The organism is Ideonella sp. (assembly GCF_041914305.1).
Lineage (GTDB): Bacteria > Pseudomonadota > Gammaproteobacteria > Burkholderiales > Burkholderiaceae_C > Ideonella.
In genome coordinates this window covers 38,918-61,568 of sequence record NZ_JAYSDQ010000017.1, presented here as the reverse complement: position 1 = coordinate 61,568, position 22,651 = coordinate 38,918, and the positions used below count along the sequence as shown (strand labels likewise).

The 22,651-nt window shown below is 69.4% G+C and carries 28 protein-coding genes and 1 tRNA gene; 10 read left to right on the top strand and 19 right to left on the bottom strand.

The features are described from left to right. The first annotated feature begins 14 nt into the window (after positions 1 to 14). Positions 15 to 90: transfer RNA gene (locus tag ACE3SG_RS21160), tRNA-Asn, on the top strand. Positions 91 to 212: 122 nt separating this feature from the next. Here the strand turns inward: ACE3SG_RS21160 and ACE3SG_RS21155 are convergent. Further along, positions 213 to 851 carry a hypothetical protein gene (locus ACE3SG_RS21155; RefSeq protein WP_374568196.1) on the bottom strand — a complete coding sequence of 213 codons (639 nt, stop codon included), beginning with the start codon at positions 849 to 851 and terminating at the stop codon, positions 213 to 215. Between the two features lie 278 nt (positions 852 to 1,129). On the opposite strand from ACE3SG_RS21155, the gene ACE3SG_RS21150 reads away from it, so the two are divergent. Then, positions 1,130 to 1,687: a hypothetical protein gene (locus ACE3SG_RS21150; protein ID WP_374568195.1), complete on the top strand. Its 558-nt coding sequence runs from the start codon at positions 1,130 to 1,132 to the stop codon at positions 1,685 to 1,687. Between the two features lie 51 nt (positions 1,688 to 1,738). On the opposite strand, the gene ACE3SG_RS21145 is transcribed toward ACE3SG_RS21150, so the two are convergent. Next, a complete protein-coding gene (locus ACE3SG_RS21145; RefSeq protein ID WP_374568194.1) occupies positions 1,739 to 2,425 on the bottom strand; it encodes a hypothetical protein in 687 nt (228 codons plus the stop codon). A 24-nt stretch (positions 2,426 to 2,449) separates the two neighbouring features. Next, positions 2,450 to 3,907, bottom strand: a complete 1,458-nt coding sequence (locus tag ACE3SG_RS21140) for a helix-turn-helix transcriptional regulator (RefSeq protein ID WP_374568193.1) — start codon at positions 3,905 to 3,907, stop codon at positions 2,450 to 2,452. A 237-nt stretch (positions 3,908 to 4,144) separates the two neighbouring features. On the opposite strand from ACE3SG_RS21140, the gene sctU reads away from it, so the two are divergent. The 8 genes from sctU to ACE3SG_RS21100 are packed head-to-tail and all read left to right on the top strand — an operon-like array spanning position 4,145 to position 11,133. Further along, on the top strand, positions 4,145 to 5,227 hold the full coding sequence (sctU, locus tag ACE3SG_RS21135) for a type III secretion system export apparatus subunit SctU (protein ID WP_374568192.1): 1,083 nt from the start codon (positions 4,145 to 4,147) through the stop codon (positions 5,225 to 5,227). Positions 5,228 to 5,240: 13 nt separating this feature from the next. Next, the gene (gene sctV, locus ACE3SG_RS21130; protein WP_374568191.1) at positions 5,241 to 7,304 is read left to right on the top strand and encodes a type III secretion system export apparatus subunit SctV; all 2,064 of its coding nucleotides are present in this window, start codon (positions 5,241 to 5,243) and stop codon (positions 7,302 to 7,304) included. A 13-nt stretch (positions 7,305 to 7,317) separates the two neighbouring features. Continuing rightward, on the top strand, positions 7,318 to 7,956 hold the full coding sequence (locus ACE3SG_RS21125) for a type III secretion HpaP family protein (protein WP_374568190.1): 639 nt from the start codon (positions 7,318 to 7,320) through the stop codon (positions 7,954 to 7,956). Further along, on the top strand, positions 7,953 to 8,951 hold the full coding sequence (locus ACE3SG_RS21120) for a FliM/FliN family flagellar motor switch protein (protein WP_374568189.1): 999 nt from the start codon (positions 7,953 to 7,955) through the stop codon (positions 8,949 to 8,951). Before ACE3SG_RS21125 ends, ACE3SG_RS21120 begins: the two co-directional genes overlap by 4 nt. Then, complete coding sequence (gene sctR / locus ACE3SG_RS21115) at positions 8,929 to 9,582, top strand: type III secretion system export apparatus subunit SctR (RefSeq protein WP_374568188.1); 654 nt, start codon at positions 8,929 to 8,931, stop codon at positions 9,580 to 9,582. Before ACE3SG_RS21120 ends, sctR begins: the two co-directional genes overlap by 23 nt. Before the next feature lie 11 nt (positions 9,583 to 9,593). Then, complete coding sequence (sctS, locus tag ACE3SG_RS21110) at positions 9,594 to 9,857, top strand: type III secretion system export apparatus subunit SctS (RefSeq protein ID WP_374568187.1); 264 nt, start codon at positions 9,594 to 9,596, stop codon at positions 9,855 to 9,857. After that, positions 9,854 to 10,681 carry a hypothetical protein gene (locus tag ACE3SG_RS21105; protein ID WP_374568186.1) on the top strand — a complete coding sequence of 276 codons (828 nt, stop codon included), beginning with the start codon at positions 9,854 to 9,856 and terminating at the stop codon, positions 10,679 to 10,681. The genes sctS and ACE3SG_RS21105 overlap by 4 nt, the downstream gene beginning before the upstream one ends. Next, positions 10,678 to 11,133, top strand: coding sequence for a CesT family type III secretion system chaperone (locus ACE3SG_RS21100; RefSeq protein WP_374568185.1), 456 nt, complete (start codon positions 10,678 to 10,680; stop codon positions 11,131 to 11,133). Before ACE3SG_RS21105 ends, ACE3SG_RS21100 begins: the two co-directional genes overlap by 4 nt. 61 nt (positions 11,134 to 11,194) lie before the next feature. Here ACE3SG_RS21100 and sctT read toward each other — a convergent pair whose 3' ends face one another. The 16 genes from sctT to ACE3SG_RS21020 form a co-directional block, all read right to left on the bottom strand. Then, the gene (gene sctT / locus ACE3SG_RS21095) at positions 11,195 to 12,073 is read right to left on the bottom strand and encodes a type III secretion system export apparatus subunit SctT (protein WP_374568184.1); all 879 of its coding nucleotides are present in this window, start codon (positions 12,071 to 12,073) and stop codon (positions 11,195 to 11,197) included. Positions 12,074 to 12,077: 4 nt separating this feature from the next. Continuing rightward, on the bottom strand, positions 12,078 to 12,584 hold the full coding sequence (locus tag ACE3SG_RS21090) for a hypothetical protein (RefSeq protein WP_374568183.1): 507 nt from the start codon (positions 12,582 to 12,584) through the stop codon (positions 12,078 to 12,080). Then, positions 12,581 to 13,903, bottom strand: coding sequence for a type III secretion system ATPase SctN (sctN, locus tag ACE3SG_RS21085; protein ID WP_374568182.1), 1,323 nt, complete (start codon positions 13,901 to 13,903; stop codon positions 12,581 to 12,583). Before sctN ends, ACE3SG_RS21090 begins: the two co-directional genes overlap by 4 nt. Then, on the bottom strand, positions 13,900 to 14,589 hold the full coding sequence (gene sctL / locus ACE3SG_RS21080; RefSeq protein WP_374568181.1) for a type III secretion system stator protein SctL: 690 nt from the start codon (positions 14,587 to 14,589) through the stop codon (positions 13,900 to 13,902). The genes sctN and sctL overlap by 4 nt, the downstream gene beginning before the upstream one ends. Then, complete coding sequence (locus ACE3SG_RS21075) at positions 14,583 to 15,224, bottom strand: hypothetical protein (RefSeq protein ID WP_374568180.1); 642 nt, start codon at positions 15,222 to 15,224, stop codon at positions 14,583 to 14,585. Before ACE3SG_RS21075 ends, sctL begins: the two co-directional genes overlap by 7 nt. Further along, on the bottom strand, positions 15,224 to 15,985 hold the full coding sequence (sctJ, locus tag ACE3SG_RS21070; protein WP_374568179.1) for a type III secretion system inner membrane ring lipoprotein SctJ: 762 nt from the start codon (positions 15,983 to 15,985) through the stop codon (positions 15,224 to 15,226). Before sctJ ends, ACE3SG_RS21075 begins: the two co-directional genes overlap by 1 nt. Position 15,986: 1 nt before the next feature. Further along, the gene (locus tag ACE3SG_RS21065) at positions 15,987 to 16,376 is read right to left on the bottom strand and encodes a hypothetical protein (protein WP_374568178.1); all 390 of its coding nucleotides are present in this window, start codon (positions 16,374 to 16,376) and stop codon (positions 15,987 to 15,989) included. Between the two features lie 53 nt (positions 16,377 to 16,429). Continuing rightward, the gene (locus ACE3SG_RS21060) at positions 16,430 to 16,885 is read right to left on the bottom strand and encodes an HrpB1 family type III secretion system apparatus protein (protein WP_374568177.1); all 456 of its coding nucleotides are present in this window, start codon (positions 16,883 to 16,885) and stop codon (positions 16,430 to 16,432) included. Between the two features lie 71 nt (positions 16,886 to 16,956). Beyond that, complete coding sequence (locus tag ACE3SG_RS21055) at positions 16,957 to 18,129, bottom strand: hypothetical protein (protein ID WP_374568176.1); 1,173 nt, start codon at positions 18,127 to 18,129, stop codon at positions 16,957 to 16,959. Positions 18,130 to 18,202: 73 nt separating this feature from the next. Continuing rightward, entirely contained in the window at positions 18,203 to 18,412 is a 210-nt protein-coding gene (locus tag ACE3SG_RS21050; RefSeq protein WP_374568175.1) for a hypothetical protein, read from the bottom strand. Between the two features lie 88 nt (positions 18,413 to 18,500). Continuing rightward, the gene (locus tag ACE3SG_RS21045) at positions 18,501 to 18,707 is read right to left on the bottom strand and encodes a hypothetical protein (RefSeq protein WP_374568174.1); all 207 of its coding nucleotides are present in this window, start codon (positions 18,705 to 18,707) and stop codon (positions 18,501 to 18,503) included. Positions 18,708 to 18,812: 105 nt separating this feature from the next. After that, complete coding sequence (locus ACE3SG_RS21040) at positions 18,813 to 19,214, bottom strand: hypothetical protein (protein ID WP_374568173.1); 402 nt, start codon at positions 19,212 to 19,214, stop codon at positions 18,813 to 18,815. A gap of 22 nt (positions 19,215 to 19,236) precedes the next feature. Beyond that, positions 19,237 to 19,500 carry a hypothetical protein gene (locus ACE3SG_RS21035; RefSeq protein ID WP_374568172.1) on the bottom strand — a complete coding sequence of 88 codons (264 nt, stop codon included), beginning with the start codon at positions 19,498 to 19,500 and terminating at the stop codon, positions 19,237 to 19,239. Beyond that, on the bottom strand, positions 19,466 to 20,506 hold the full coding sequence (locus ACE3SG_RS21030) for a hypothetical protein (RefSeq protein WP_374568170.1): 1,041 nt from the start codon (positions 20,504 to 20,506) through the stop codon (positions 19,466 to 19,468). The genes ACE3SG_RS21035 and ACE3SG_RS21030 overlap by 35 nt, the downstream gene beginning before the upstream one ends. 10 nt (positions 20,507 to 20,516) lie before the next feature. Beyond that, the gene (gene sctC / locus ACE3SG_RS21025; RefSeq protein ID WP_374568169.1) at positions 20,517 to 22,328 is read right to left on the bottom strand and encodes a type III secretion system outer membrane ring subunit SctC; all 1,812 of its coding nucleotides are present in this window, start codon (positions 22,326 to 22,328) and stop codon (positions 20,517 to 20,519) included. Positions 22,329 to 22,348: 20 nt separating this feature from the next. Then, the gene (locus tag ACE3SG_RS21020; protein WP_374568168.1) at positions 22,349 to 22,546 is read right to left on the bottom strand and encodes a hypothetical protein; all 198 of its coding nucleotides are present in this window, start codon (positions 22,544 to 22,546) and stop codon (positions 22,349 to 22,351) included. Positions 22,547 to 22,651: the final 105 nt, after the last annotated feature.

Genomic DNA, 22,651 nt, shown 5'->3' with positions numbered 1-22,651 from the left:
TCTGAGGCTTCACTTCCCCGATAGCTCAGTTGGTAGAGCGCCGGACTGTTAATCCGTAGGTCCCTGGTTCGAGCCCAGGTCGGGGAGCCAAACAAAACAAGGCCCGCAACGCGAATCGTGTTGCGGGCCTTGTGCTTTGTGGCCTCACGCGGGCATCGGTGCTGCTGACCTCGACTCAGCGCACCGCCTCGGGCGAGGCGGGCGCCGCGCGCTCAGCCCAGCGAGCAGGTACCCGTGCCGCCGTCACGCACGTAGTAGTCCGTCGACAGTGCACCGTTGGCCGCCGAGATCACGTTCAGGCCGGCGCTCAAGAAGACCGGCGTGTGGGGCCGCTGTGCGCTCAGCTGCGTCAGCGGCACGTTGTTGACCGACACGTTCAACAGATACGCACCGTTGTCGAACAGGTTCACGAACGGCTGGGCACGGCCCGTCAGCGGGTTGAACGCGCAGCCCGGCGTCACCACGGCGTACGACTTGCCGCTTGCCGCGTACTCCAGGTCACCATTGAAGGTGTTGGCCCGCGTGTCCGGGATGCAGGCATTCGGCTGCTCGGGGTAGGTGATGCTGGCATCGAAGGTGTAGCTGTCCGCGACTTTGCCGGTGGCCACCGCCACCGTGTCGACCCCGTTGCTCAACCAGACGGTGGCGTCCGGGCTCGCGGTGGTGACGGTCGCAACGACACTGCCGTTGAGCGACACCTTGCCGGTCGCCTTTCGCTTCGGGTTGTACAAGCCTGCCTGCACGTAGGGCCCCATCCCGCTCACCGGGTGCAGGCCACATTGCCAGGCGGACGAAGCGTAGGTCTTGCCGCTGGCACCGATCTGGATCCCGGTCGCCGCGGACGCGGGCATGGCCACCAGGCCTGCGCCCACCACGAGCAAACCCCACCCCAAGTCTCTTGCGCACTTCATGAGTCACCTCCTAGGCATTGAACTCGCCGATTGGGCACGCCTAGTCTTATCGAAGGCTTAGCAAATGCGGGCCACGCAACACCCGTTGAACCAAGCTTGCGCCAGCGCAAACGGCGGCCACAAGACGCCGCCCGCAGCCTCCCCAAAGACCCATGCCCGAACCGAGGTCGCGTCGCGCAGGTGTTGCCGTCTGCCCGGGCGGCCGCCAGAATCAGCCTGTGGACAAGGCCGGCATCCCCATGCGCCGCAAGCGGCGGCTCGGCGCCTCGCTCATCGGCTGGGCCTGCTGCCTGGGTGCGGCCATCGCGGCATTCGGCGCCGCCCCGGCAGCCGACACCGACCGCGATCTCCATCGCTACTGGGACACGCGCTGCAAGGACTGTCATGGCGATGCCGGGCCGTTTGCACGCCGCACGCTGCAGGTACAAGACGGGCGCCTCATCGGCACGCACCACGAACAGAACCTGGACCTGTTCCTGCAGCACCACTACCTCACGGCGGACCTCGTCGCGCCCGTCACGCGCATGCTCGCGGCGCAGGTCGCCACGCCGCCGCTGTTTGCCCAGCACTGCAGTGCCTGCCACACCAACGCGGCAGACTTCGCCCGGAAATCGCTGACCCTGCGTGGCGACGTACCGGTCGGCTTGCGCAGCGGCCGGCCGGTCGCCGACTTCCTGAAGACGCACGGCGGCTTGGCGCCAGACGAGATCCCGATCGTCGTCGAGACCCTCAAGCGCGTGCTGCGCGAGACCCAACCCGCGCGCGACGGCAGCTGAGCGCCACGCGGCCCGGCGCGGCCTTTACCTGGCTGACGGCCCCGTCGCCGTTCAGTGATCGGCGGCCTTCTCGGGCCGCATCGTCGGCGCCTGCGGCCCGCCCCGGTCATCCGTGCGATCGCCCAGATCGAAGCCGCCCGCCACCGTCAGCAAGACGAGCGCGGCCACGGCGGCGAGCAATGCCCCCCACAGCCCCGACCTCGACAGGCCCGCACCGAAGCCGATGCCAACCACACGCCGCCCGGCAGCGCGCGGGCCCGCCCTGCGGCGGGCGGTGCGCTCGTCCGAATCGGTCTGCGCGACGGCCCAGGGCCCCTCGACGCCGTTGACGTCGGCCGACCACAGGTCGCGGTCTGCCGCTACTTCGCCGGCGCTTCGCGTCGACGAGGCCAGCGTCGCGCGTGCACCGGCGCGCGCCGTCCGCCGCGGGCGCGGGGCGACCGGGGCGATGCCGGCCGCGCTCGGCATCGCACCGGGTTCGGCCTGGCCGGCCGCTTCGTCGGCGCGCCCTTGGCCGAGTGGGGCTCCGATCGCCTCATCTTCGTCGAGCAGCGCGCGCGCCACCGCACCGAGCAGGGTCTGCACCGCCGCCGAGCGCCGCCCCGATGCGTCGACCCGGCCGCGCCGGCCGGTGTCGGGCCCGGGGGCCGCTGCCTTGGCGTCTTCTGGCGCTGCCGCCGTGGCGGTGGCTGGCGGCCCACGCGGCGGGACATTCGGCGTGCCGGGGCGCATGGTCACGCGTCGGTCAATCGGCCGAGAAGCTCAGGCCTGGATGGCGGCGAGCTGCGGCAGGTCCATCTCGCCCTCCACGCACAGCAGGTCGACAAAGCCGGACGTGGCCGTCGGCGCCTCGCCGTAGTGCTGGCGGTAGTTCTGCGCCAGCGTCGACCGGTTGCCCATGCCCCAGCGGTTCGCCACCGCGAGCACGCTGTCGCGCCCGGCCAGATGCTGCAGCTCGGTGCGGATGCGGGCCATGCGCAGGCGCCGGATCAGCTCGGCCGGCGTGAGCCCCAGGTGCGTGCGAAACGCCATCTGCAAGGCACGCTCGGTGACGTCGATGTGCGCGGCGATGCGGCGCACCGACAAGGTCTTCTCGTTCAGGTGTTCGACGATGAACTGGTACGCGCGCCGGTAGCGCAGCGGCAGCCGCAGCTGGTCCGAGTCGGTCTGGTCGGCCCGCTCCTGCAGCTCGAGAAATCGCGAGTACGGCACACGCTGAAGCTCCGTCCGCATGCGCGTCAGCGCCTGGCTGGCGTGTTGCCGAAAGCAGCGCAGCGCATCCATGTAGCGGCCCTGCAGCGCATGCAGCCTCGACACGACGAAAGCCAGCTCGATCGCGTGGCGGTGGCGCAGCATGCGCGTGTCGTCGCTGGCCAGCGCACCGAGCACGTCGCCCGCGGTGTGCGCATCACCCTGCTCGACCAGCGCCAGCGCCGCCTCGATGCGGCCCAGTTCTTCGACCGGGGCCAGGCGCCGATCGCGCCACCAGCGCAGCGCGTCGAACACACCGGCCGCGCCGCCCGGCGCGCCCAGCCCCGGCTCGCACAGCGCCGCCAGAAACACCAGGCGCTGCGACAAGATCGGCGTCTGCGCGAGTGTGCGTGCCTTGTCGAGCAACGTGGCCGGTGCCGGCGGCACGTCCATCCACGCCGCCGCCGCGTCGCCATACTGGCGCAGCCGCGCCGTCACCTTCAGCTCCAGCTCGGCCGCCTCCAGCAGCGGCTTCATGTCGGCGGCCTGGGCCGATGCGAGGTTCATCGCAAAGGCCAGCGTGCGCGCCGCCCGCCGATGCTCGCCCAGCCCATGAACCGCCAGCGCCAGCCCGGCCAGGGCCTCGACACGCAGCGGCGCCGGCGCCTCGTCGCAATCGGCCACCACGTTGAAGCATTCGGCCGCAGGCCCGGCGCGGTTCAGGTGCAGCTGCAGGTAGGCCCGGTCCATCGATGACAGCCAGCGCATCTGCGGCCGCGACATGCCCTCGTAGACGCGCAACTGCTTCTGGAACAGCTCTTCGGCCTGTTCTTCGCGGCCGGTAGCCAGCAGCAACTGCCCCATCAACTGGCCCAGCACCGCGCGCCGCGGCGTGTCGATGTCGCTCATGCGGTCCAGCCGGGCCGTGCCCATGCGCAAGGCGTCTTGCACATCGCCGCTCGATGCGGCGCCGGCCACATCGGCATCCGCCGGCAGAACACGCAGACAGGTCAATGCGACCAGCAGCATTTCAGTCTCCTTCGTAGTCGTTCACCACCACAGCTTCGGATCGATGCTAGGCAGTTCGCATCGGCGCGAGGCTCACGAGTTCACGATGGAAAGCTCATCAAACCTCACCTCGTGCAACGGCAGGTATCGCTGCACCTGCGCGTTCGCTTGGCGGCACATTGCTTCGCACCCGGTCACGGGCTTGTGGCGGCCACAGCGGAGATTGCGCAGCGAACAGAAAACAGGAGCGATCGGGCCATGGGTGAGAAGACAGAACAGCCCAGTCAGAAGAAGCTCGACGATGCGAAGAAGAAGGGCCAGTCACCCAAGAGCCAGGATCTCAACGCCGCGGCCGGCCTGCTGGTAACCACGCTGTGCCTCGGCGCCGGGGCCGCCTCTTCGTTCGAGCACCTGAACGCGCTGTTCTCGATCGCCAGCGGCCTGGGCCTGCAGACGCATACCAACGCCGAGATGCTGGCCCTGGCCTTCGACATCGCCATCGAGGGCTTGTGGATCGTGCTGCCGTTCGTGGCCGCATCGATCGCCGTGGGCCTGGTCGCGTCGTTCGCGCAGGTCGGGTTCAACATCACCTTCGAGCCGCTGACGCCCAACTTCGACAAGGTCAACCCGGGTGCGGGGCTGAAGAAGCTGATCTCGATGCGCTCGATCATCGAGTTCGTCAAGACGGTGTTCAAGGCGGTGTTCGTCGGCAGCGTCGTCGCGATGATCACCTTCGGGCTGCTGCCCTTGCTCGTGGGCGCGGCCACGCAAACCTCCACCGGCGTGGTCGCCATCGCGTGGAGCGCGATCAACAAGCTCTTCGTCGCCTCGGTCATCGTGCTGGTGGTGATCGGCCCGGTCGACATCGCGATCCAGCGCTGGCTGTTCATCCGCGACCAACGCATGGACAAGGACGAGCTCAAGCGCGAATACAAGGAGATGGAAGGCGACCCGATGATCAAGGGCCAGCGCCGGCGCCTGGCCCACGAGATCGCCAACGGCGGGCCGAAGCAGAACGTGCCCACCGCAACCGTCGTCGTCACCAACCCGACCCACTTCGCGGTGGCGCTGCGCTACCGCCCGGGCGAGACGCCGCTGCCGCTGATCGTTGCCAAGGGCGCCGACGCGGTGGCCGCGCAGATCCGCGCGATCGCCGAGACCAGCGGCGTGCCCATCGTCTCGAACCCGCCGCTGGCGCGGGCGCTGTTCAAGGTGCCGGTGAACGACGCCGTGCCCGAAGCGCTCTTCGAAGCCGTGGCCGCCGTGCTGCGCTGGGTCGACATGGTCGACCGCATGGGCCACGGCGCCGCCGGCTCGGCCGCCCCTTCCTCATCGGCTTGATCAGGACACCGCCATGGCAAAACTCAAGTTCGATTCACAAGGCACGCTCGGCAACGACGTGGCGATGGCCATGTTGGTCGTCGCGATCGTCGGCCTGATGATCCTGCCGCTGCCCACGGTGGCGATCGACTCGCTGCTGGCAGTCAACATCACCGCCAGCGTGCTGCTGCTGATGACCTCGCTGTTCATCCCGAACGCGGTGGCGTTGTCGTCGTTCCCGTCGCTGCTGCTGTTCACGACGCTCTTTCGCCTGTCGCTGAACATCGCGTCGACCAAATCCATCTTGCTGCATGCCGATGCCGGACATTTGATCGAGAGCTTCGGCGAGCTGGTGGTCGGCGGCAACCTGGTCGTCGGCATCGTCGTCTTCATCATCATCACGGTGGTGCAGTTCATCGTGATCTCCAAGGGCTCCGAACGGGTGGCCGAGGTCGGCGCGCGCTTTACGCTCGATGCGATGCCGGGCAAGCAGATGAGCATCGACGCCGACCTGCGCGCCGGCCTGATCACCGGCGACGAGGCTCGCCGCAAGCGCGCGCTGCTCGGCATGGAAAGCCAGATGCACGGCGGCATGGACGGCGCGATGAAGTTCGTCAAGGGCGACGCGATCGCCGGGCTGATCATCACGATGGTCAACATCCTGGCCGGCATCGTGGTGGGCATCATGTACCACGGCATGACGGCCGGCGAGGCGGCCAACCGCTTTGCCGTGCTGTCGATCGGCGACGCGATGGTGTCGCAGATCCCGTCGCTGTTCATCTGCGTGGCCGCCGGCGTGCTGATCACCCGCGTGGCCGACGAGCACCAGAAGAAGCCCCGCTCGCTGGGCCAGGAGATCACCGCCCAGCTCACGTCCAACGTGCGGGCGATGTACCTGGCCGCGGGCCTGGTGTTCGCCTTCGCGGCGGTGCCGGGCTTTCCGGCGTTGCAGTTCATCGCGCTGGGCGCTGGCTTGGTGGGGGCCGGCCGCTACCTGTCGCGCCAACGCAAGACGACCACCGGGCAAACCGCGTCGGCGCCGATGTCGGCGATGCAGCGCGAGGGCGCCAAGGGCGACGCGCCGTCGATCATGCGCGAGGCGCCGCATTTCTCGAAGCCGCTGGCCGTGCGCATGTCGGCCGACCTCGCAGCGCTGCTGCTGCCCGCGCAGCTCGACGCGGCGATGGAGCGCGAGCGGCTGCAGCTGCAGTCGATGCTGGGCGTGCCGTTTCCCGGCGTCTGCATGTGGGTCGCGCCCGAGCTGGCCGACCTGCGCTTCGAGGTGATGATCAATGACGTGCCGGTGCGCGCGGTGACGCTGCCCGGCCGCCTGATGTGCCTGACCTCACCCGACTCGCCGCTGGCGGCCAAGGCCAGCCGGCACGAGCCGGTGCTGGACATGGCCGAATCGCTGTGGCTGCCACCCGACCAGGTGCCCGAGGCCGAACGCCCGCATTGCCTGGACATCGAGCAGGTGGTGGCCCGCCAGGTGGTGATGCTGCTGCGGCGCAATGCCCACCTGTTCATGGGCGTGCAAGAGATCCAGTGGATCGTCGACAAGGCCACGGCCGACTACCCGGGTTTGGTCGCCGAGGTGCAGAAGATCCTGCCGATCCAGCGCATTGCCGAGGTGATGCGCCGGCTGCTCGAAGAGCAGGTGCCGATCCGCAACGTGCGCACGATCTTCGAGAGCCTGATCACCTGGGGCCCGAAAGAAAAAGACATGCTGCTGCTGACCGAGTACGTGCGCGGCGACCTCGGCCGCTACCTCGCCTTCGAGGCCAGCGCCGGCCGCAACTACATCTCGGCGATCTTGCTCGATGCCAGCGTCGAGCAGTCCATCCGGCAGTGCATCAAGCCCACGCCGGCCGGCAACTACCTCGCGATGCCGCCCGAGAGCGCAGCGGCGATCACCGAGAAGGTGCTGCGCATCTCCGGCGAACAACCCGACCGCGGCGTGGCGGTGGTCACCTCGATGGACATTCGCCGCTACGTCAAGAAGATGATCGAGTCGCGGCTGGACCAGTTGCGCGTCTACTCGTACCAAGAGCTGGGCAACCAGGTCGAGCTGCGCCCGCTCGGCCGCGTGGTGGCTTGAGCATCGCCCCGCGATGAGCGACGAAGAGATCCGCCGCCTGCGGCGCGTGATCGAAGGGGCCCCACCGGTGGCCGCCCGCCCGCCGGCCGACACACGCCAGGCCGAGCGCTTCCAGCGTGCGCTGGGCGCCCCGCGGCGGGTCGAGTTCGAGCCACGCCACGAGCCGCGCGATGAATCACCGGCCCCGGCCGACGAGCCGGCGGGCGACACCGCCACCAGCGCCCCACTGGCCGCCCTGGAGCGCCGCCCACCACCGCCCGTGCAAGCGACCACGTCGATCGTCGCCGCGCCGGACGAGCCCGAGACCACGCTGGCGCCGGTGGCCGACGCACCCGACATGCCGTGGCCCGCGGCCGTGGCCTGGCTGCCGCTGCCGCAGGGCTGGGACGCCGCGCTCGTTGACACCGTCGCCACGCTGTGCCGCCGCGCCGACCCATCGTTCCAGGGCTTCTCGGTGACCGTGCCGATGAACCCCGAGACGCTGCCGCACACCGAATTGCGGCTGACGCTTTCGCCGCACTACCTGCAGCTTCGCTTCAGCACGCAGTCGACCCGCTCGCACGATCTAGTGTTGCGACACCTGGTCACGCTGCGCGCCATGCTCGCGCAGGCCCTGCCCGACTCGCGCCACATCGACATCGAACTCACATGACCCTGCCCCGGCCGCCTCTTGCCATCGAGCCGCTGGCGGGCCACCTGCCCTCGATGACGGCGGACGAGGCCCGGCTGTCCCGCCTGGCCTTCGACGCAGACTTCGAGCGCTGGTTGCGCGACACGCTGGGCGCGCCACAGCTCGCGGTGTCGCGCCGGGCTGCTGGCGCCGGCTGGGTGGTCGTGCTCGACACCGATGCCGGCCAACTTCAGCTGGCGTTGGATGCCAACGCCTGGGCGCCGCTGCAACTGGCGCTGTCGATCGAAGACGGCCCGACGTCTGCCGCGGTGCTCACGGCGCTCTTGGAACCTTTGGGCGAGGCGTTTGCACCGGTGGTCGGGGTGCCGATCATCTCCGCCCGGCGGCGCGACGACCCACCCGGCCAGGACGCGGCCACGCTGAGCGCCAGCGGCCTGCTCATCGGCCTGCGCGGTGCCGACGAGGGCGTGCTGGACCGCCTGGCCGGCGCCTGCCGCCAATCACCCGACCTGGCCTGCCTCACCACCTTGTCACTGCGCCCTCGCCTGCGCGTGATGACGCGTCAATGGCCGCGCCAGGTGCTGCGCTCGCTCGCCCCGGGCGACGTTGCGCTGGCCGGCGAGCCACAGGCGTCGCTGCGCTGCGGCGTGGGCCGCGTGCTGAGCGCCGCCGTCTTCATTCACCCCAAGGAGTTCACCGTGCAAGTCGCCGACTACCCGCACATGACGGACGACGCCGCTGCCGGCGACGAACTGCCGCCGCCCGCCGGCACGCTCGACGAGCTGCAACTGCCCGTCGCCTTCGAGCTCGACACCGCGCGCATCAGCCTGGCCGTGCTGGCCGGCATGCGGCCGGGTTATGCGGTCGAGCTCGACGTGCCGCTGCGCGAGGCCACCGTGCGCCTGGTCTGCCACGGCCAGACGCTGGGCCAGGGGCAGCTGGTGGCCATCGGCGACCAGCTCGGCGTGCGGATCACGCGCATGGAGTACACGCATGACGCCGCTGTCCCAGGTTGACCCGATATCGCTGTTCCTCGTCCTCATCGCGCTGGCGGCCCTGCCGTTTGCCGCGATGGTGGTGACGTCGTATACCAAGATCGCGATCGTGCTGGGCCTGCTGCGCAACGCGATCGGCGTGCAGCAGGTGCCGCCGAACATGGTGCTCAACGGCGTCGCGATCATCATCTCGTGCTACATCATGGCGCCGGTGTTCATCGAAGCCTCGAAGGGCCTGGCGGTCGGTTCCGGCAGCTCGAGCGCGCAGACGCTGATGCAGGTGGCCGACGCGGCGCGCGAGCCATTTCGAAAGTTCCTCGACAAGCATGCCGACGAGCGCGAGAAGCAGTTCTTCCTCAAGTCCGCGGCGGTGATCTGGCCTGCCGACCAGGCCGCCAAGCTGCAGAAGAGCGACCTGATGGTGCTCGCCCCGTCGTTCCTGCTCACCGAGTTGACGGCCGCCTTTCGCATCGGCTTCCTGCTGTACCTGGGCTTCATCGTCGTCGACATGGTGATCGCCAACGTGCTGCTGGCCATGGGGCTGTCGCAAGTGACGCCGACCAACGTCGCGATCCCGTTCAAGCTGCTGCTGTTCGTCACGCTCGACGGCTGGTCGCGGCTGGTGCACGGCCTGGTGCTGACCTACCGCTGAAGAGAGAACCGATGACCTACGACGTGGTGATACAGCTGACCTCCGAGGCGCTGCTGATGTGCGTGATGTTGTCGCTGCCGGCGGTGGCCGCCTCGGCGCTGATCGGCCTGCTGGTGTCGTTCTTCCAGGCCATCACCTCGCTGCAAGACTCCAGTATTTCGCAAGGCATCAAGCTGCTGGCGGTGACCGGCGTGGTCGTCGTGACTGCGCCCTGGGCCGGCTCAACGCTGGTGAAGTTCACCGAGAACCTGTTTGCCGCGGTGTTCCAGACATGAGGGCCGACGCCACCCGCGGCGGCGCCCAGGTCGCGGCGCCCACCCCGGCGGCCGAGCATCGGCCGGGCGGCTCCAGCACCAAGGGGTTCGCCGGCGGCTCGCACCGCGGCACGATCTACCGCCACGCGCCGCGGCCGAACTCGCCGGCCCCGCGGCCCGGTGGCCCCCGGCCGCGCCGCCCGCCGACGGCGTCGCACGCTGCCGCGCACCACGACGAACACGCCATCCACCCCGACGACCTGCGCGCCGCGTGCGAAGAGACGGCGCGGCAGCTCGGCACCAGCACCGGTGGCGGCCGCCAGCCGTTCGGCGCGTCGACCCGTCAGCCGCCGGCGCCCCCTGTCTCGAAAGACGCGCCGCCGCCACGCGTGCGCATGCTGACCCCGGCCCCGCCGGTGACCGCGGGTGCGGCGGCACGCGGGAGCCTGGGGCCCGAGGTGGCGATGCTGTTCACCCAGCCGCCCACCCAGGGCACGCCCTGGCCGGCCCTTTTCGGTGCGTTGGCCTCGGCGTTCTTTGCCGGCGGCGCCAAGACGGCCCAGCGCGTGGACGCGGCGAAAGCCGCGCGCCATCACCTGCCGCCGCAAGCCGGGCCGGTCACGCTGGCCGCGGTGAAGGACGGCGCGATCGCGTGGATGGCTGCCCAGCAGCGACACAACCCGGCCGACACCTGCACACCACAGCAGCAGAACGACCACCTGCTGTTCCCGCTCTACATGCTCGGCAGCTTCCGCCCTCGCGATGCCCAGGCCCACGGCGGCGCCGACGCGCGTGCGCAGATGCTGCTGCGCGGCCTGGACCTGCTGCCCGGAGGCACCCGATGAGCATCCACCACTACCAAGGATTGATCCACGAGCTGTGCGAGGCCGTGGGCCTACCCGACGCCGAAGGCGCGATCGCGCGCAACGCGGTCGAGGTCGACGGTTTCGAAGTGGCGCTGGGCCATTTCGAGAGCGACCCCGAGGCGATGTACCTGAACTTCAACTTCGGCGTCGTCAGCTCGGGCCGCAGCCTGCGCGTGTTCCGTCTGATGCTCGAAGCCAACCTGACGATCTACGCGCAGGACCAGGCCCAGCTCGGGCTCGACACCGACAGCGGCGCCGTGCTGCTGATCGTGCGGGTGCCGATGGGCGACGGCGTCGACGGCACCTACCTCGCCGACACGCTGAACCACTACGCCGAGCACGGCCGCTACTGGCGCGACAACATCCTCGTCGCCGAAGACGAGATGTTCGAAAGCCTGTCCTACGGCGACTACAGCTGGCTGCGGGTTTGAGAGCCTGAGAGGCTTTCGCTCATGCCCGAAAACCTCTCAGGCTCTGAGCGCCGTGGCGCCTTCACGGCGCCGCTGATGCCGAATCGGCGGGGGCTGAAGCCGGGGCCTGCGGCGGTGCCGCCACCGGCACCTTGCTCCACCGCTCCATGTCCCTGGCCAGCGACTGCAGCGTCAGCGCCGGGCGCACCTGCTCGAAGAACACGGCCACCAGCAGCGACAGCATCGCCAGCGCCACCGCGCCCTTGACCGGCTGGGCCAGGTTGTTCGGCTCGAGCTTCTCGGCCGACTTCGACAGGATGCCGAAAGCCAGGTCGATCAGCAGCAGCACCAGCAGCGCCGGCGCGGCGATCTTCATCATCATCTCGAGGTAGCCGCCGGTCTGCACCCGCACGAAGTCTTCGAGGATCGTCGACCACGACGGCGACAGGCTGCCGATGGGCCACCACTGGAACGACTCGAACAGGATCTGCGTCAGCATGATCATGCCGCCCAGCATGTAGAAGCCGGCGATCGACAGCTGGGCCAGCAGGTTGCCCACCGGGGTGCTCTGCTCGCCGCTGAGCGGGTTGGTCTGCTGCACGTTGTTGTAGCCGGCCTGGTTGTCGATCAGCACGCCCACGCCCTCGGCCACCCAGAACACGGTCGATGCCGCAAAGCCCAGCAGCAAGCCGACGATCGCCTCCTTGCCCAGCAGGGCCAGCAAGTGCGGGATGTCGATGCCGGCCACCAGCCCGGCCGGCTGGCCCCAGGCGATGAAGATCGCCAGGCACAGGCACACGCCGTTGCGCACGTTGCCCTGCACGCTCTGGTCGGTGGTGGCCGGCAGCACCAGGAACACGGCATAGACGCGCAGCAGGCACATCGCCAGCAGCGTCACCGCGTCTTTCAGCACGCCGCCGAAACCGACGATGGCCGAGAAGCTGGAAAGCAGGTCGTTCATGCCGTCACGCCGCGATGCGCTCCTGGTCGCGTGTCTGGGCCACGCGGCGCGCCACCGCGGCCTCTTCGCTCTCTTCGTCCTGCACGTCCTCGGCCTCCTGGTCGATCTCTTTCAGGCGGCGGTCGCGGCGCTCCACCAGCTGCTCGTGCTGGCGCTCGGCCCGCTGCTGCAGCTGGCGCAGCTGGGCCAATTGCTGGCGCGCCTCGTCGACCTTCAGCGACGCCCGCGTGCAGCCCTCGGCCGCCTGGCGCGTGGCTTCGGTGAGCCCCTGCAACACGTGGCCCAGCGTGACGATCTGGTCCGGCGTGAAGCTTTCGGACGCCGACAGCGCCGCGATCTTGGCGACGCAGGCCGCCTCATCGGCCTCGCAGCCTGCGTGGTGTTCCTGCGCCTGGGCCAGCGCGGCCTGCGCGGCGGCCACCTGCGCGGCCTGGTCCTGGATGCGGCGCTCCAGCTCGTCGAGCCGGCGCTGCTTCACCCACAGCAGGGTCTTCAGCGAACGCGGGTTCATCCGTTCGCCAGCGCCTGCAGCTCTCCCAGCGTCTGCTCGAAGGGCCGCAGGTCGCTGGTGGCCTGGTTCAGGAAGCCGCGGATCGCTTCGGTCTTGCGCACCGCCTCGTCGGCCAGCGCGTCGTTGCCAGGCTTGTACTCGCCCATCTGGATCAGCATCTCCATCTCGTCGTACTTGGCCATCAGCTTGCGCAGCTTGCCGTTGGCTTGGCTGTGCGCGGCCGGCACGATCTGCGACATCACGCGGCTCAGGCTGCCCAGCACGTCGATCGCGGGGTACTGGTTGCGCGCCGCGATCTTGCGCGACAGGATCATGTGGCCATCGAGGATGCCGCGCACCTCTTCGGCGATCGGGTCACTGCCGCTGTCGTCTTCGGCCAGCACGGTGTACAGCGCCGTGATCGAGCCCGTGGCACCCATGCCGGTGCGCTCGAGCAACCGCGGGATTTCGGCGAACACCGAAGGCGGGTAGCCCCGGCGTGCCGGCGATTCACCGGCCGCCAGCCCGATCTCGCGCTGCGCCCGCGCAAAGCGGGTCAGCGAATCCATCATCAGCAGCACGCACAGGCCGCGGTCGCGAAAGTACTCGGCGATCGCCGTGGCCACGTGCGCGGCCTTGGCGCGCTCGATCGACGAGCGGTCCGACGTGGCACAGACCACCACCGAGCGGGCCATGCCCTCTTTGCCCATGATGATCTCGATGAACTCGCGCACCTCGCGGCCACGTTCGCCGATCAGCGCGATCACGCTGATGTCGCACTGCGTGCCGCGCGCCAGCATGCCCATCAGCGTGCTCTTGCCGACACCGGCTGGCGCGAAGATGCCCATGCGCTGGCCTTCGCCCAGCGTGATCATGCCGTCGATCACCTTCACGCCGGTCGGCAGCGGGTGCTCGATCATCGCCCGCTCCATCGGGCTGGGCGGCATCGCGAAGACCGGCCGCCGCTCGTCGCAGGTGATCGGCGGGCCACCGTCCACCGGCTGGCCCAGGCTGTCAACCACGCGGCCGAGCAAGGCATCGCCCACCGGGATGCTCTGGATCTCGCCCAGCCCCACCACGCGCGTGTGGCCGGCGGCCACGCCCAGGATCGAGCCGAAGGGCGACAAGATCGTCTGCCCATGCGAGAAGCCGATCACCTCGGCCACCTGCAACACCGAGCCGTCGGCGGCCAGCAGGTGGCACATCTCGCCCAGCTTGGCCGCGAGCCCGCTCGCGCGCACCAGCGTGCCGACCACCTCGGTGACCTTGCCGCTGCGCCCGACGATGTCGCTGCCCTGCAGCTCCAGCGCCATCAGGTCGCCCAGGTCGTGCAGGTTCATTCGGCCACCGCCTTGCGCACCGCGCGTGCCATCGCCGAGCGCAGCGCGTCCAACTGCGTCGACAGGCTCGCGTCGACCACGCCCATGTCCGACTCGAAGATGCAGCTGCCCACCGGCAGCGCCGCGTCGACCAGCACCTCCACCGTCATGCCCATCGCCTGCAGCTCGGCCACCTCGGCCAGGCCGGTGCGTGCCGCGTCGGCATCACCCGGGCTGACGCGCAAGGTCAGCGCGGTGGCCGAGCGCGACAGCGTCTGCACGCTCTTCAACGCGCGCTGGTACAGCGCCGAGCGGTTCTCGCTGTGCACGATGCGCTCGACCGCGGTGGTCACCACATCGGCCAGCCGCTCGTGCATGCCGCGCAAGGTCTTGGCGGTGTCGACCGCGTGGCCGGCCTGGCGCTCGTGCCACTCCAGCGCGGCCTGGCGCTCGCCCTCTTGCCGCGCAGCCTCGCGCGCTTGCTCGATGCTGGCTTGCGCCTCGGCCAGCAGCGCCTCGGCCTGGGCCTGGGCCTCGTTCATCAGCCCGGCCGCGCGGGCCTGCGCATCGGCCACCGCGGCCTCGGCGCGCGCCTGCGCTTCGGCCGCGAGTGCGCTGGCCTGCATCAGCGCAGCCACCTCGGCCGCGCGCAGCACCCCGTGCTCGGCACCGAGCTCGCCGTTCGCCCCGCGCCACCAGATCAGCATGGCCACACCACCCCGGCCTCGGCCAGCATCTCGATCGCCTGGGGCACCTGGCGCTCGGCGGGCACCCCCACCGAGCCGGCCAGGCCGTCGAGCATCCGGCGCGGCAGCGACAGGCGCACCAGCTCACGCGCCAGGCCGTCGGCTGGCGGCAACGCGGCGCACCAGTCGGCCCAGCCGATGCACGCCCACACCACCGGCGACCAGTTGGCCACCGTCGAATCCACCGGCTTGCCCAGGCGGCTGACCACCATCAGCGGCTCGAAGCTCGCGGCCAGCGCGGCCCGCAGGTGGGCCCTTGCGTCACGGTCGATGCAGCAGCGCAAAACCCCCGGCCGGCGGGCGATGGCCAGCGTGCACAGCCGGCTCAGCACCTCGGTGCGCGGCAGCAGGCACAGGCGCGGCAGCGGCTCGGCCAGACGCTCCAGCGGCGGCAGCCCACCCAGGCGCTGCGCCCACAGGCGCGGCATCAGGCGGCGCACCTGCGCCGGCGCCAGCGCGTCGGCGAAGCGCCAGGTGGGCATGATTTCGTCGCGCCATTCGGCGTCGAGATCGAGGTGCAGGCCTTCAAGCCGCGTGCCCAACGCCACGGCCCATTCGGCCAGCTGCCCGGGTGTGGCGGCGGCTCGAGCCTGCATCACGCGCCACCCTCGGCCGGCACGGCCAGGCGCCGCGCCAGCGCCGGCGGCAGCCAGGCCGGGCGCTTCCAGGCGACGAAGGCCGCCCCACCGGCCAGCAAGATCAACAGCATCAGCCCGCCGGCCACCCAGGCCCAGGGTGAGCCGGCGGCCGGCGCCGCGGCGGCCGGCGCGAGCATCGCGCCAGGCACCAGCGTGATCGTCACGTTGTCGTACGACAGCCCTTCGACGCTGCGCGCCACCATGTTCTTGATCGACGGCGCGAGCTGCGGCACATCGATCTCGGGCCGGTACTTGACGAACACCGACGCGCTCGACGGCTTGACCGCCGTGGCCATCGGGTCGTTGTAGGGCAGCACGATGTGCACCTTGGCCACGATCACGCCGTCGATCTTCGACAAGGTGTTCGACAGCTCCTGCGACACACCGTGGATGAAGCGCACCCGCTCCTCGGTCGGCGTGGAGATCAGGCCTTCTTTCTTGAACATGTCGCCCAGCGACACGTACTTGTCGTTGGGCAGGCCATTGGCCCGCAGCACCGACAGCGCGTTGACCACGTCTTTCTCGTCGACCGCCACGTTCCACGACTTGCCGCCGTCGGCCGCCTTCTTCTCGGCGTCGATACCGCGCGACAGCAGCGCGGCCACCATCTCGTTCGCCTCTGCCTCGGTGCGCTTGGTGTAGAGATCGGTCTTGCAGCCGGCCAGCACGACCAGCAGCGCCAGGCAGCACAGGCAGCGCGCCAGGGTCGAGGCGTTCATGTCACTGGTTCTTCATCAGGGTCTGCAGGCCGTTCTTGCTGCTCTGCGCCACCGAGGTGCAGGCGGTGAACTGCAGCCCCTGCGTGGCGACCTGCAGGTTCAGCTCGATCTGGCGCGTGGTCAGCGTCTGCAGGTCCATCGTCGGCGCCTCGGCGACGAAGCGCTGCATGTCGGCCACCACATGGCGCGAGGCCTCGTCGAGCGACTCGATCGTGCGTGCCATCGGCGTCTGGTGCTGCTGGGCCGGCGCTTGTGTGGCCGCCATGTCCGGCGGCGAGGTCTGCGCCATCAGCTGTTCGAAGCGCTGGGCCTGGGCGCTCAGGTCGGGCGTCGGCGTCGCGGCCTGGCGCAGCACCTCGTGCGCGGCAATCGGCTGGATCGGGTCGGTCATCACGGGCTCCTGGTTGGCGTCGCGAGGCTTGCTGAGTCAACGACAGGGCGCTCTCAGGCCCGCATGTAAACGGTGTGCGACAAGTCGATCGGCATCGACATCGGCAGTGCGTCGACGCTCGGCGTGTTGCCCTCTTCCGGGTTCAGCAGCGTGCGCACCAGGTCGAGCGCCTCCGGGCTCTTGGAGCTGTGCAGCACGTCGTTGGCGGTGTCTTTCCAGCCGGCCTCGCCGGTGACCCACTGGCAATACGCCAGGAAAGCCTTGGCCATGCTCCATTCGGGCGCGACGGTGTCCAGGTTGCGCAGCGTGCGCATCGCGTCTTCCCAGTAGCCCCGCTGCATCGCGATCCAGGCCTCGAACGTGTCGAGTTCGGCCATCTTGGGCCGCAGCGCGCGCACGCAGGTGAGCAAGGCCTCGGCATCGTCGAGGCGGCCACGGTCGATGGCCAGGCTGATCAGGCCGACGAGGCCCGACACAAATTCTTTTCGTTGCAACGAGGTTTCGATCATGGTGGCTCCGTGCGCAGGGGGTGGGATCCCACCGCGCGCCAGCGGCACGCGGTGGGTGGCAGGCGCGAGGGTCAGCGCGCCAGCGTCTTCTCCAGGTCTTTCATGCTGAACTTCTGGTCACCGCGTTGGTCCATGCGGCCCTTGGCGATCTGCTCGGCGTTGTCCGCCGCGAAGTTCAGCGCCGTGTCGGACGCGAACTTCTGGCAGGCTTGCTGCAGCTGCGGCGAAGCCGGGCTGCCGTTGGGCATCAGGCCGGTGGTGGCGACGTTCTTCACGGTGTCCAGATCGATCAGGCCATCTTTCGACAGCGCCTTGAAGTTGTCCTTCAAGGTCTGAACGGTGTTGTGCTGATCGCCGGACAGGCCCTGCTTCTGCAGCGAGGCCGAGAGGTCGCCGATACCGACGGTGCCGTCGGCCTTGCCGTGCATGCCACCGAAGCCGTGCTTCTTCAAGAAGTTGTCCGCGTCCGCGGTGTCCGGCTTCAGGTTCGGGTTGGCCTGCATCTGCCGGCATGCCTGCTGGAATTCGGGCGTGAAGTCCTTGGGGTTCATGCCCTTCGGGCAGATGCCCTTGGCCGCATCCTCGAAGTCCTGGTTGGTCATCTTGGTCATGCCCGAGTTCTGCATGCCCTTGAGCAGCGCAGACTGGCATTCGCCGGCGGTCATCGGGCCGCCGAAGCCACCCGTCGAGCCGCCGATCGAGCCGGGCTGGCCGGTCTGGCCCATCGGATTGGTCGCCAGCTGGCTGGCCGCACCCAGCGCGCCGCCGAGGCTTTCAATGGCGTTCGTCAGGCCCTGCAGCACCTGGCCGCTGGCACCTTGCGCGGCCGCCTGGCCGAGACCGCTGATGGCCTGGTTCAGGCCGGCCATGCCTTGCGCCAGGCCGCCCATCATCTGGCCGGGCATGCCCAACGGACTCATTTGACCCAGGCCACCGAGCGCCTGTTGGATGCCTTGCGTCAAACCGCCCAGGCCTTGCGCCAGGCCGCCGAGCGCCTGGGTCAGACCCGCCAGCGGAGCGCCGGGCCCTTGGCCCAGGGCGCCGAGGGCCTGGGCCACGCCCTGGCCGGCCGCGCTCAGTGCGCCGCCCAGCGGGTTCTTCATCAAGCCCTCCAGCGGCTGCAGCATCTGCTGCAGCCCTTGAAGAGCCTGTGAAATGCCTTGCAGAGCCTTCTGAATGCCGCCCAGGGGCGAGCTTTCGATGGCCTGCATGGCGAGATTCAATGGATTGATGCCAATGCTCATGATGTTCACTCTGTCGAGTTGGTGATTCGATGGCGCGACCCGCCGGGCGTGGTGATAGCCCCCGAGGCGAGGTTCACACGAGCCCCTTGACGCTGTCGCCCGCGGCCTTGAACTTCTTGCCCAAGGCTTCGGACATCGCGGCTTCCTGGCTCATGCGTCCCATCGCAAGGTTGTTTCGCATGGCCTGCTTGCTCTGCACCTCGATCTGATCCATCAGCGCCTGCGCCGAGGCAGACGCACCGGCAGATTCCGCGGTGCCAGGCGCCGCTGCCGAGTACGACATGGACTTCTCCTCGCACGGCACCCGTGTGCCAACTGGTTCGGGATCGAGCGCGCCGATCCGAAGGCCGGCGTGCTCTTGACCCGGCGTCTTAGACCAGGCCCTTGACGCTGTCGCCCGCGGCCTTGAACTTCTTGCCCAAGGCTTCGGACATCGCCGCTTCCTGGCTCATGCGGCCCATCGCCAGGTTGTTCTTCATCTGCTGCGCGTTCTGGGCTTCCATTTGGCCCATCATCGCGTCCATCGATGCCGACGAACCTGCGGATTGCGCACCGGTCGTTGCTACTGGATCTGCCATGACTCTCTCCTTGATTTGGAAGTTGCCTTCCGTTGAGAACGCCGATCAACGGCGTCTTGAAACCAGCGGGACAACCCATTCGCCCCGCCGATCTGGTGACGGTCGCTACTGCTGCAGCGTCGCCGCGTAGTCCTTCACGCCGTTCGCGGCCTCTCGCACGCGCTGGTCCGAGCTGGTGGCGAGCACTTCGTCGAGGATCGGCTTCCAGCGCTCGTCGCGCGCCAGCGCGAAGGCGGTTGCCAACGCGACCTTCGTGCCTTCGTCGTCCGGGTGGGCCTCCAGGTGCCGGCCCAGCATGTCGGCCGCGTACTGCGCATCACCGCCGATGCCCTGCGCGATCGCGCGGCAGACGCGAAACGGCGTCGGGTCGTCGAGCGTGAGCTCGACCGCCGAGCTGACCGTGTCGGCCTCTTCACGCACCCGGTAGACGGCCCCCAGCAGGCCCACGGCCATCAGGTTGCGGTAGACCAGCGGGTAGGACGGCGTGGCGTCTTGTGCGTCCATCATGAGCGCTTCCCCTTGCGAGTGGTCAGGCCGGCAGCGAGGCCGAGTGGATCGATTCCCAGACGTGGCGCACGATGCGCTGCGAGGCCCGGAACCCCTCGACCAGCTGCGAGGTCAGCTGGCGCTCGGCGTCGGGCAACGGCGTCTGCAGGTGCTTTTCGCTCGACTGGGCCGCGTCGTCGAAGTAGCCGAGCATCGCGCGCGTGCGCTCGCCGCTCAGGTCGTCGGTCAGCGTCTTCTCGATGTGGGCGAGGTCAGCGAACACCGTCTGCTCGAGGGGGTTGGTCATCAGGTTCTCCGTCGGAGGTCGGGTGAGATGGAGACAGGCCACCACCGGACGGCAGCGCGCCGTCTTCAGCAGGGGTCTGCAGCGAAAGGTGCTTCGTGCCGTCGGCCGTCTGCACGTACTGGAGATCGTCGCCATGCCACATGGCGCCGACGCGGGCATGGCCGGCGGGCAAGGCCTCGGCCACATCGACATCGATGCGCGCAACCAAGGGCCCCACGTCGGCCGCGATGCGTGCCACGTCTTCGCGCAGGCGGATCGTGTCGACGGTCTGGCCCTGCACCTTGAACACGCCCTGGCCGCTGTAGGTCACGGCCACGCCGGGGTTGTTCAACGCATCCGATATCTGGCGCGCCACGTCGCTGGCCGCGGCATAGCGGTGCAGCAGCACGTCTTCACCAAAGGGCTGCAGCGCTGCGCGCACGCGGGCAACCTGGGTGCTGTCCGGCAGCAACCCCTCGACGACGACGCGGCGGTCGACCTGGCGCGCCTGCAGCTCGGCCACGCCGGCGCTGCGCAATGCCTGCTGCACACGCTCCATCGGGCTGGGCGGGGCCATCGTGGCCGAGGTGGCCGTCTGGCCCGAGACCACGGCCGCCAGGCCGCCGACCAGCATCACCGCGGCGCCGAGCGCGCCCCAGGTGAGCCGCGCGGTCGGCCGCAGCGCGCCGCGGCCGCGGGCCGAGCCGCGCATCCAGGCGGCCATCAGGTCCACGTCGCTCGGCCAGGCGCCATCGGCCGGGCCGGCGCAGATCACCACATCGCCGAAGCGCCGGGGCACGAAGTCTTCCAGCACGCCCAAGTGCCGGTGGGGTGCCCCTTCGTCTCGGTGGTGAAGCGCCAGTTGCACGTGGGTCCCTTTGTCCTCGACCGCCAGCGTCAGCGGTGTGTCGTCCCAGTCGGTGAGTTGGATGTCGGCCTGCTCGTCGCCCGCGATGCGGTACTCGGAACGCTTCAACACTAACTGCGCCCCTGCGTGCACACCGGTGAGGATGCGAAGCTGTTTCATGGCGTGCGAATCACGGCGCCGGTGAAGAGGCCGGCACGTCCGGCGGTGCCTCGCGCGGCGCGAGCGGCACTGCGGAGGCCGGCACCGCAGACGCCGGCACCGCGGGCGCGGCCACCTGCTCACGCACCAGGCGCGGCGAGATCAGGAACAGGCGCTCGGTCTGCCCTGCCGTGTCGTTGCGGTGGCGAAACAGCGCGCCCAGCAACGGGATTCGGCCCAGGCCCTGCACCTCGTCCAGCTGCGACGACTGGGTGGTCGTGGTGATGCCGCCGATCAGCAGGCTCTCGCCCTCGCCCACGTGGGCCTCGGTCATGATCTCGGTGCGCTTGACGACCGGGATGTTGTCGACGCTGGTCTGCTCGAAGTTGCCGTCTTCGATGTAGAGCGAGAGCTTGATGCGCTCGGCCACGCCGCCGCCGGCCTCGGGCACCGAGGTGATCTGCGGGGTGACCTGCAGCAGCGTGCCGGCCTCGACCTGGAACAGGTTGGCCTCCAGGTTGCCCGCCACGCGGATGGTGGCCACACGCTTCTCGCGCATCACCGCCGGCCGGTTGGCCACGCCCAGCACCTTGGGCTTGGCGATCACCTTGGCCTTGCCCTGCGCGCCGAGCGCGTCCACACGCGCCATCAGCTCGCGCCCCGCATCGGCCCACAGCGTGCTGATGTTGAAGGTGCTGGTCGGCTTGCCCGTCGGCTGCGTCACCGAGACGCTGCCGCGCGAGCCCTTGACGCTCCAGTCGATGCCCAGCGAGTCGATGCTGTCGCTGCTGACATCGATGATCGTGGCTTCGAGCTCGACCAGCACCGGCTGCACATCGAGCCGGTGGATCAGTTCGACATATTCGGCCATGCGCTGGGGCCGGCCAAGGATCACGATCGAGTTGGTGCCTTCGTCGGCGATGAACACCGGCGCCGCGTCCTCGTCGATCGGGCTCTGCAGCCCGCGGCCGCCGCCCGGTGCCTTGGGCGCCGGCTTGGCCCCGGCCGACTCTTGCGGCTTGCGGTTCAGCACGTCGGCCAGCCGGTTGTCGGCGCCGATCACGCCCTGCAACGCGCGCAGTTTCTCGGGCTGAACGTCCGTCAGTGCCGGGGCGTCGAGCTCGGTGTTGCTGGCGTTCGCACCGGCCGCATAGAGCGAGGTCATGATCGACGCGAGGCCGCGGATGCGGGCCTGGCCCAGGCTGCGGTCGCCGGCCGAGGCAAAGCGCAGCGGCACCACGCGCACCGTCTTGCGGTTGCGCTCCATCGCGCCGACATCGAGCGACTCGATCGCCGCGCCCACCAGCTCGACATGGCGCGGCGGTCCGTAGACCAGCAAGGTGCTCTCGGCCGCGTTGAAGCGCAGCGGGTAGCGGCGGTCGCCAATCTGCAGCGAGTTCAGCAAGTCGGTGACCTGCTCGCGCCGGAAGCCCTTCAGGCGGAACAGCCGGCTCTGCACACTGCCGGCGGGGTAGAAGTACAGCGCCGTGCCGTCGTGGTACCAGATGACGCCGTAGGTGCGCGTCATCGCGTCGAGAAACTTCTCGGGCGTGGTGTCGAAGTTCGCCTGCACGCTGCCTTCGATGCCATCGGCAATCACCGCGGGCAGGCCCTGGCTCGACGCGAAATCGAGCAGCACCTCGGTCACGCGCTTGCCTTCGGCGCGGTAGACGAAGCGCGACACGCGCCACAGGGCGCCGGCCTTCGCCGCGGGCTTGGCGACCACGGTGGCCGGGCGCGGCAACGCCGCATCGTTGGACGGCTCGGCGGCATGCGCCGCGATGCCGCAGCCGGCGGCCAAAACCCAGGCGCCGATCAGGCGGGATGACGAAGCGAAAGACACGGCAACGACCTCGGCGACGCTTACTCCTCGTCCTTGACCGATTGCTTGATCGCGTCGGTCATCTTGGTCATCGACTTGCTCATCGCCTGCTGGCTCGCCTGCATGCGCATCATCATGTTCTGGCCCAGGAGCATCTCGAACTTCTGCTCGACGGCGGAGTTGTCGGCTGCGGCGGTCGGAGCAACAGGCGACGTGGACGAAGCGATCGGGGTGGTCATCGTGCGTTCCCGTGGTTGGTTGGGCTGAGTGCGGACCTTACGGAGCGCGGCCACGGCGGCCCCGGCGTGGGCCGAAGCCATCGGCGCGCATGCGAAGTGCCGATC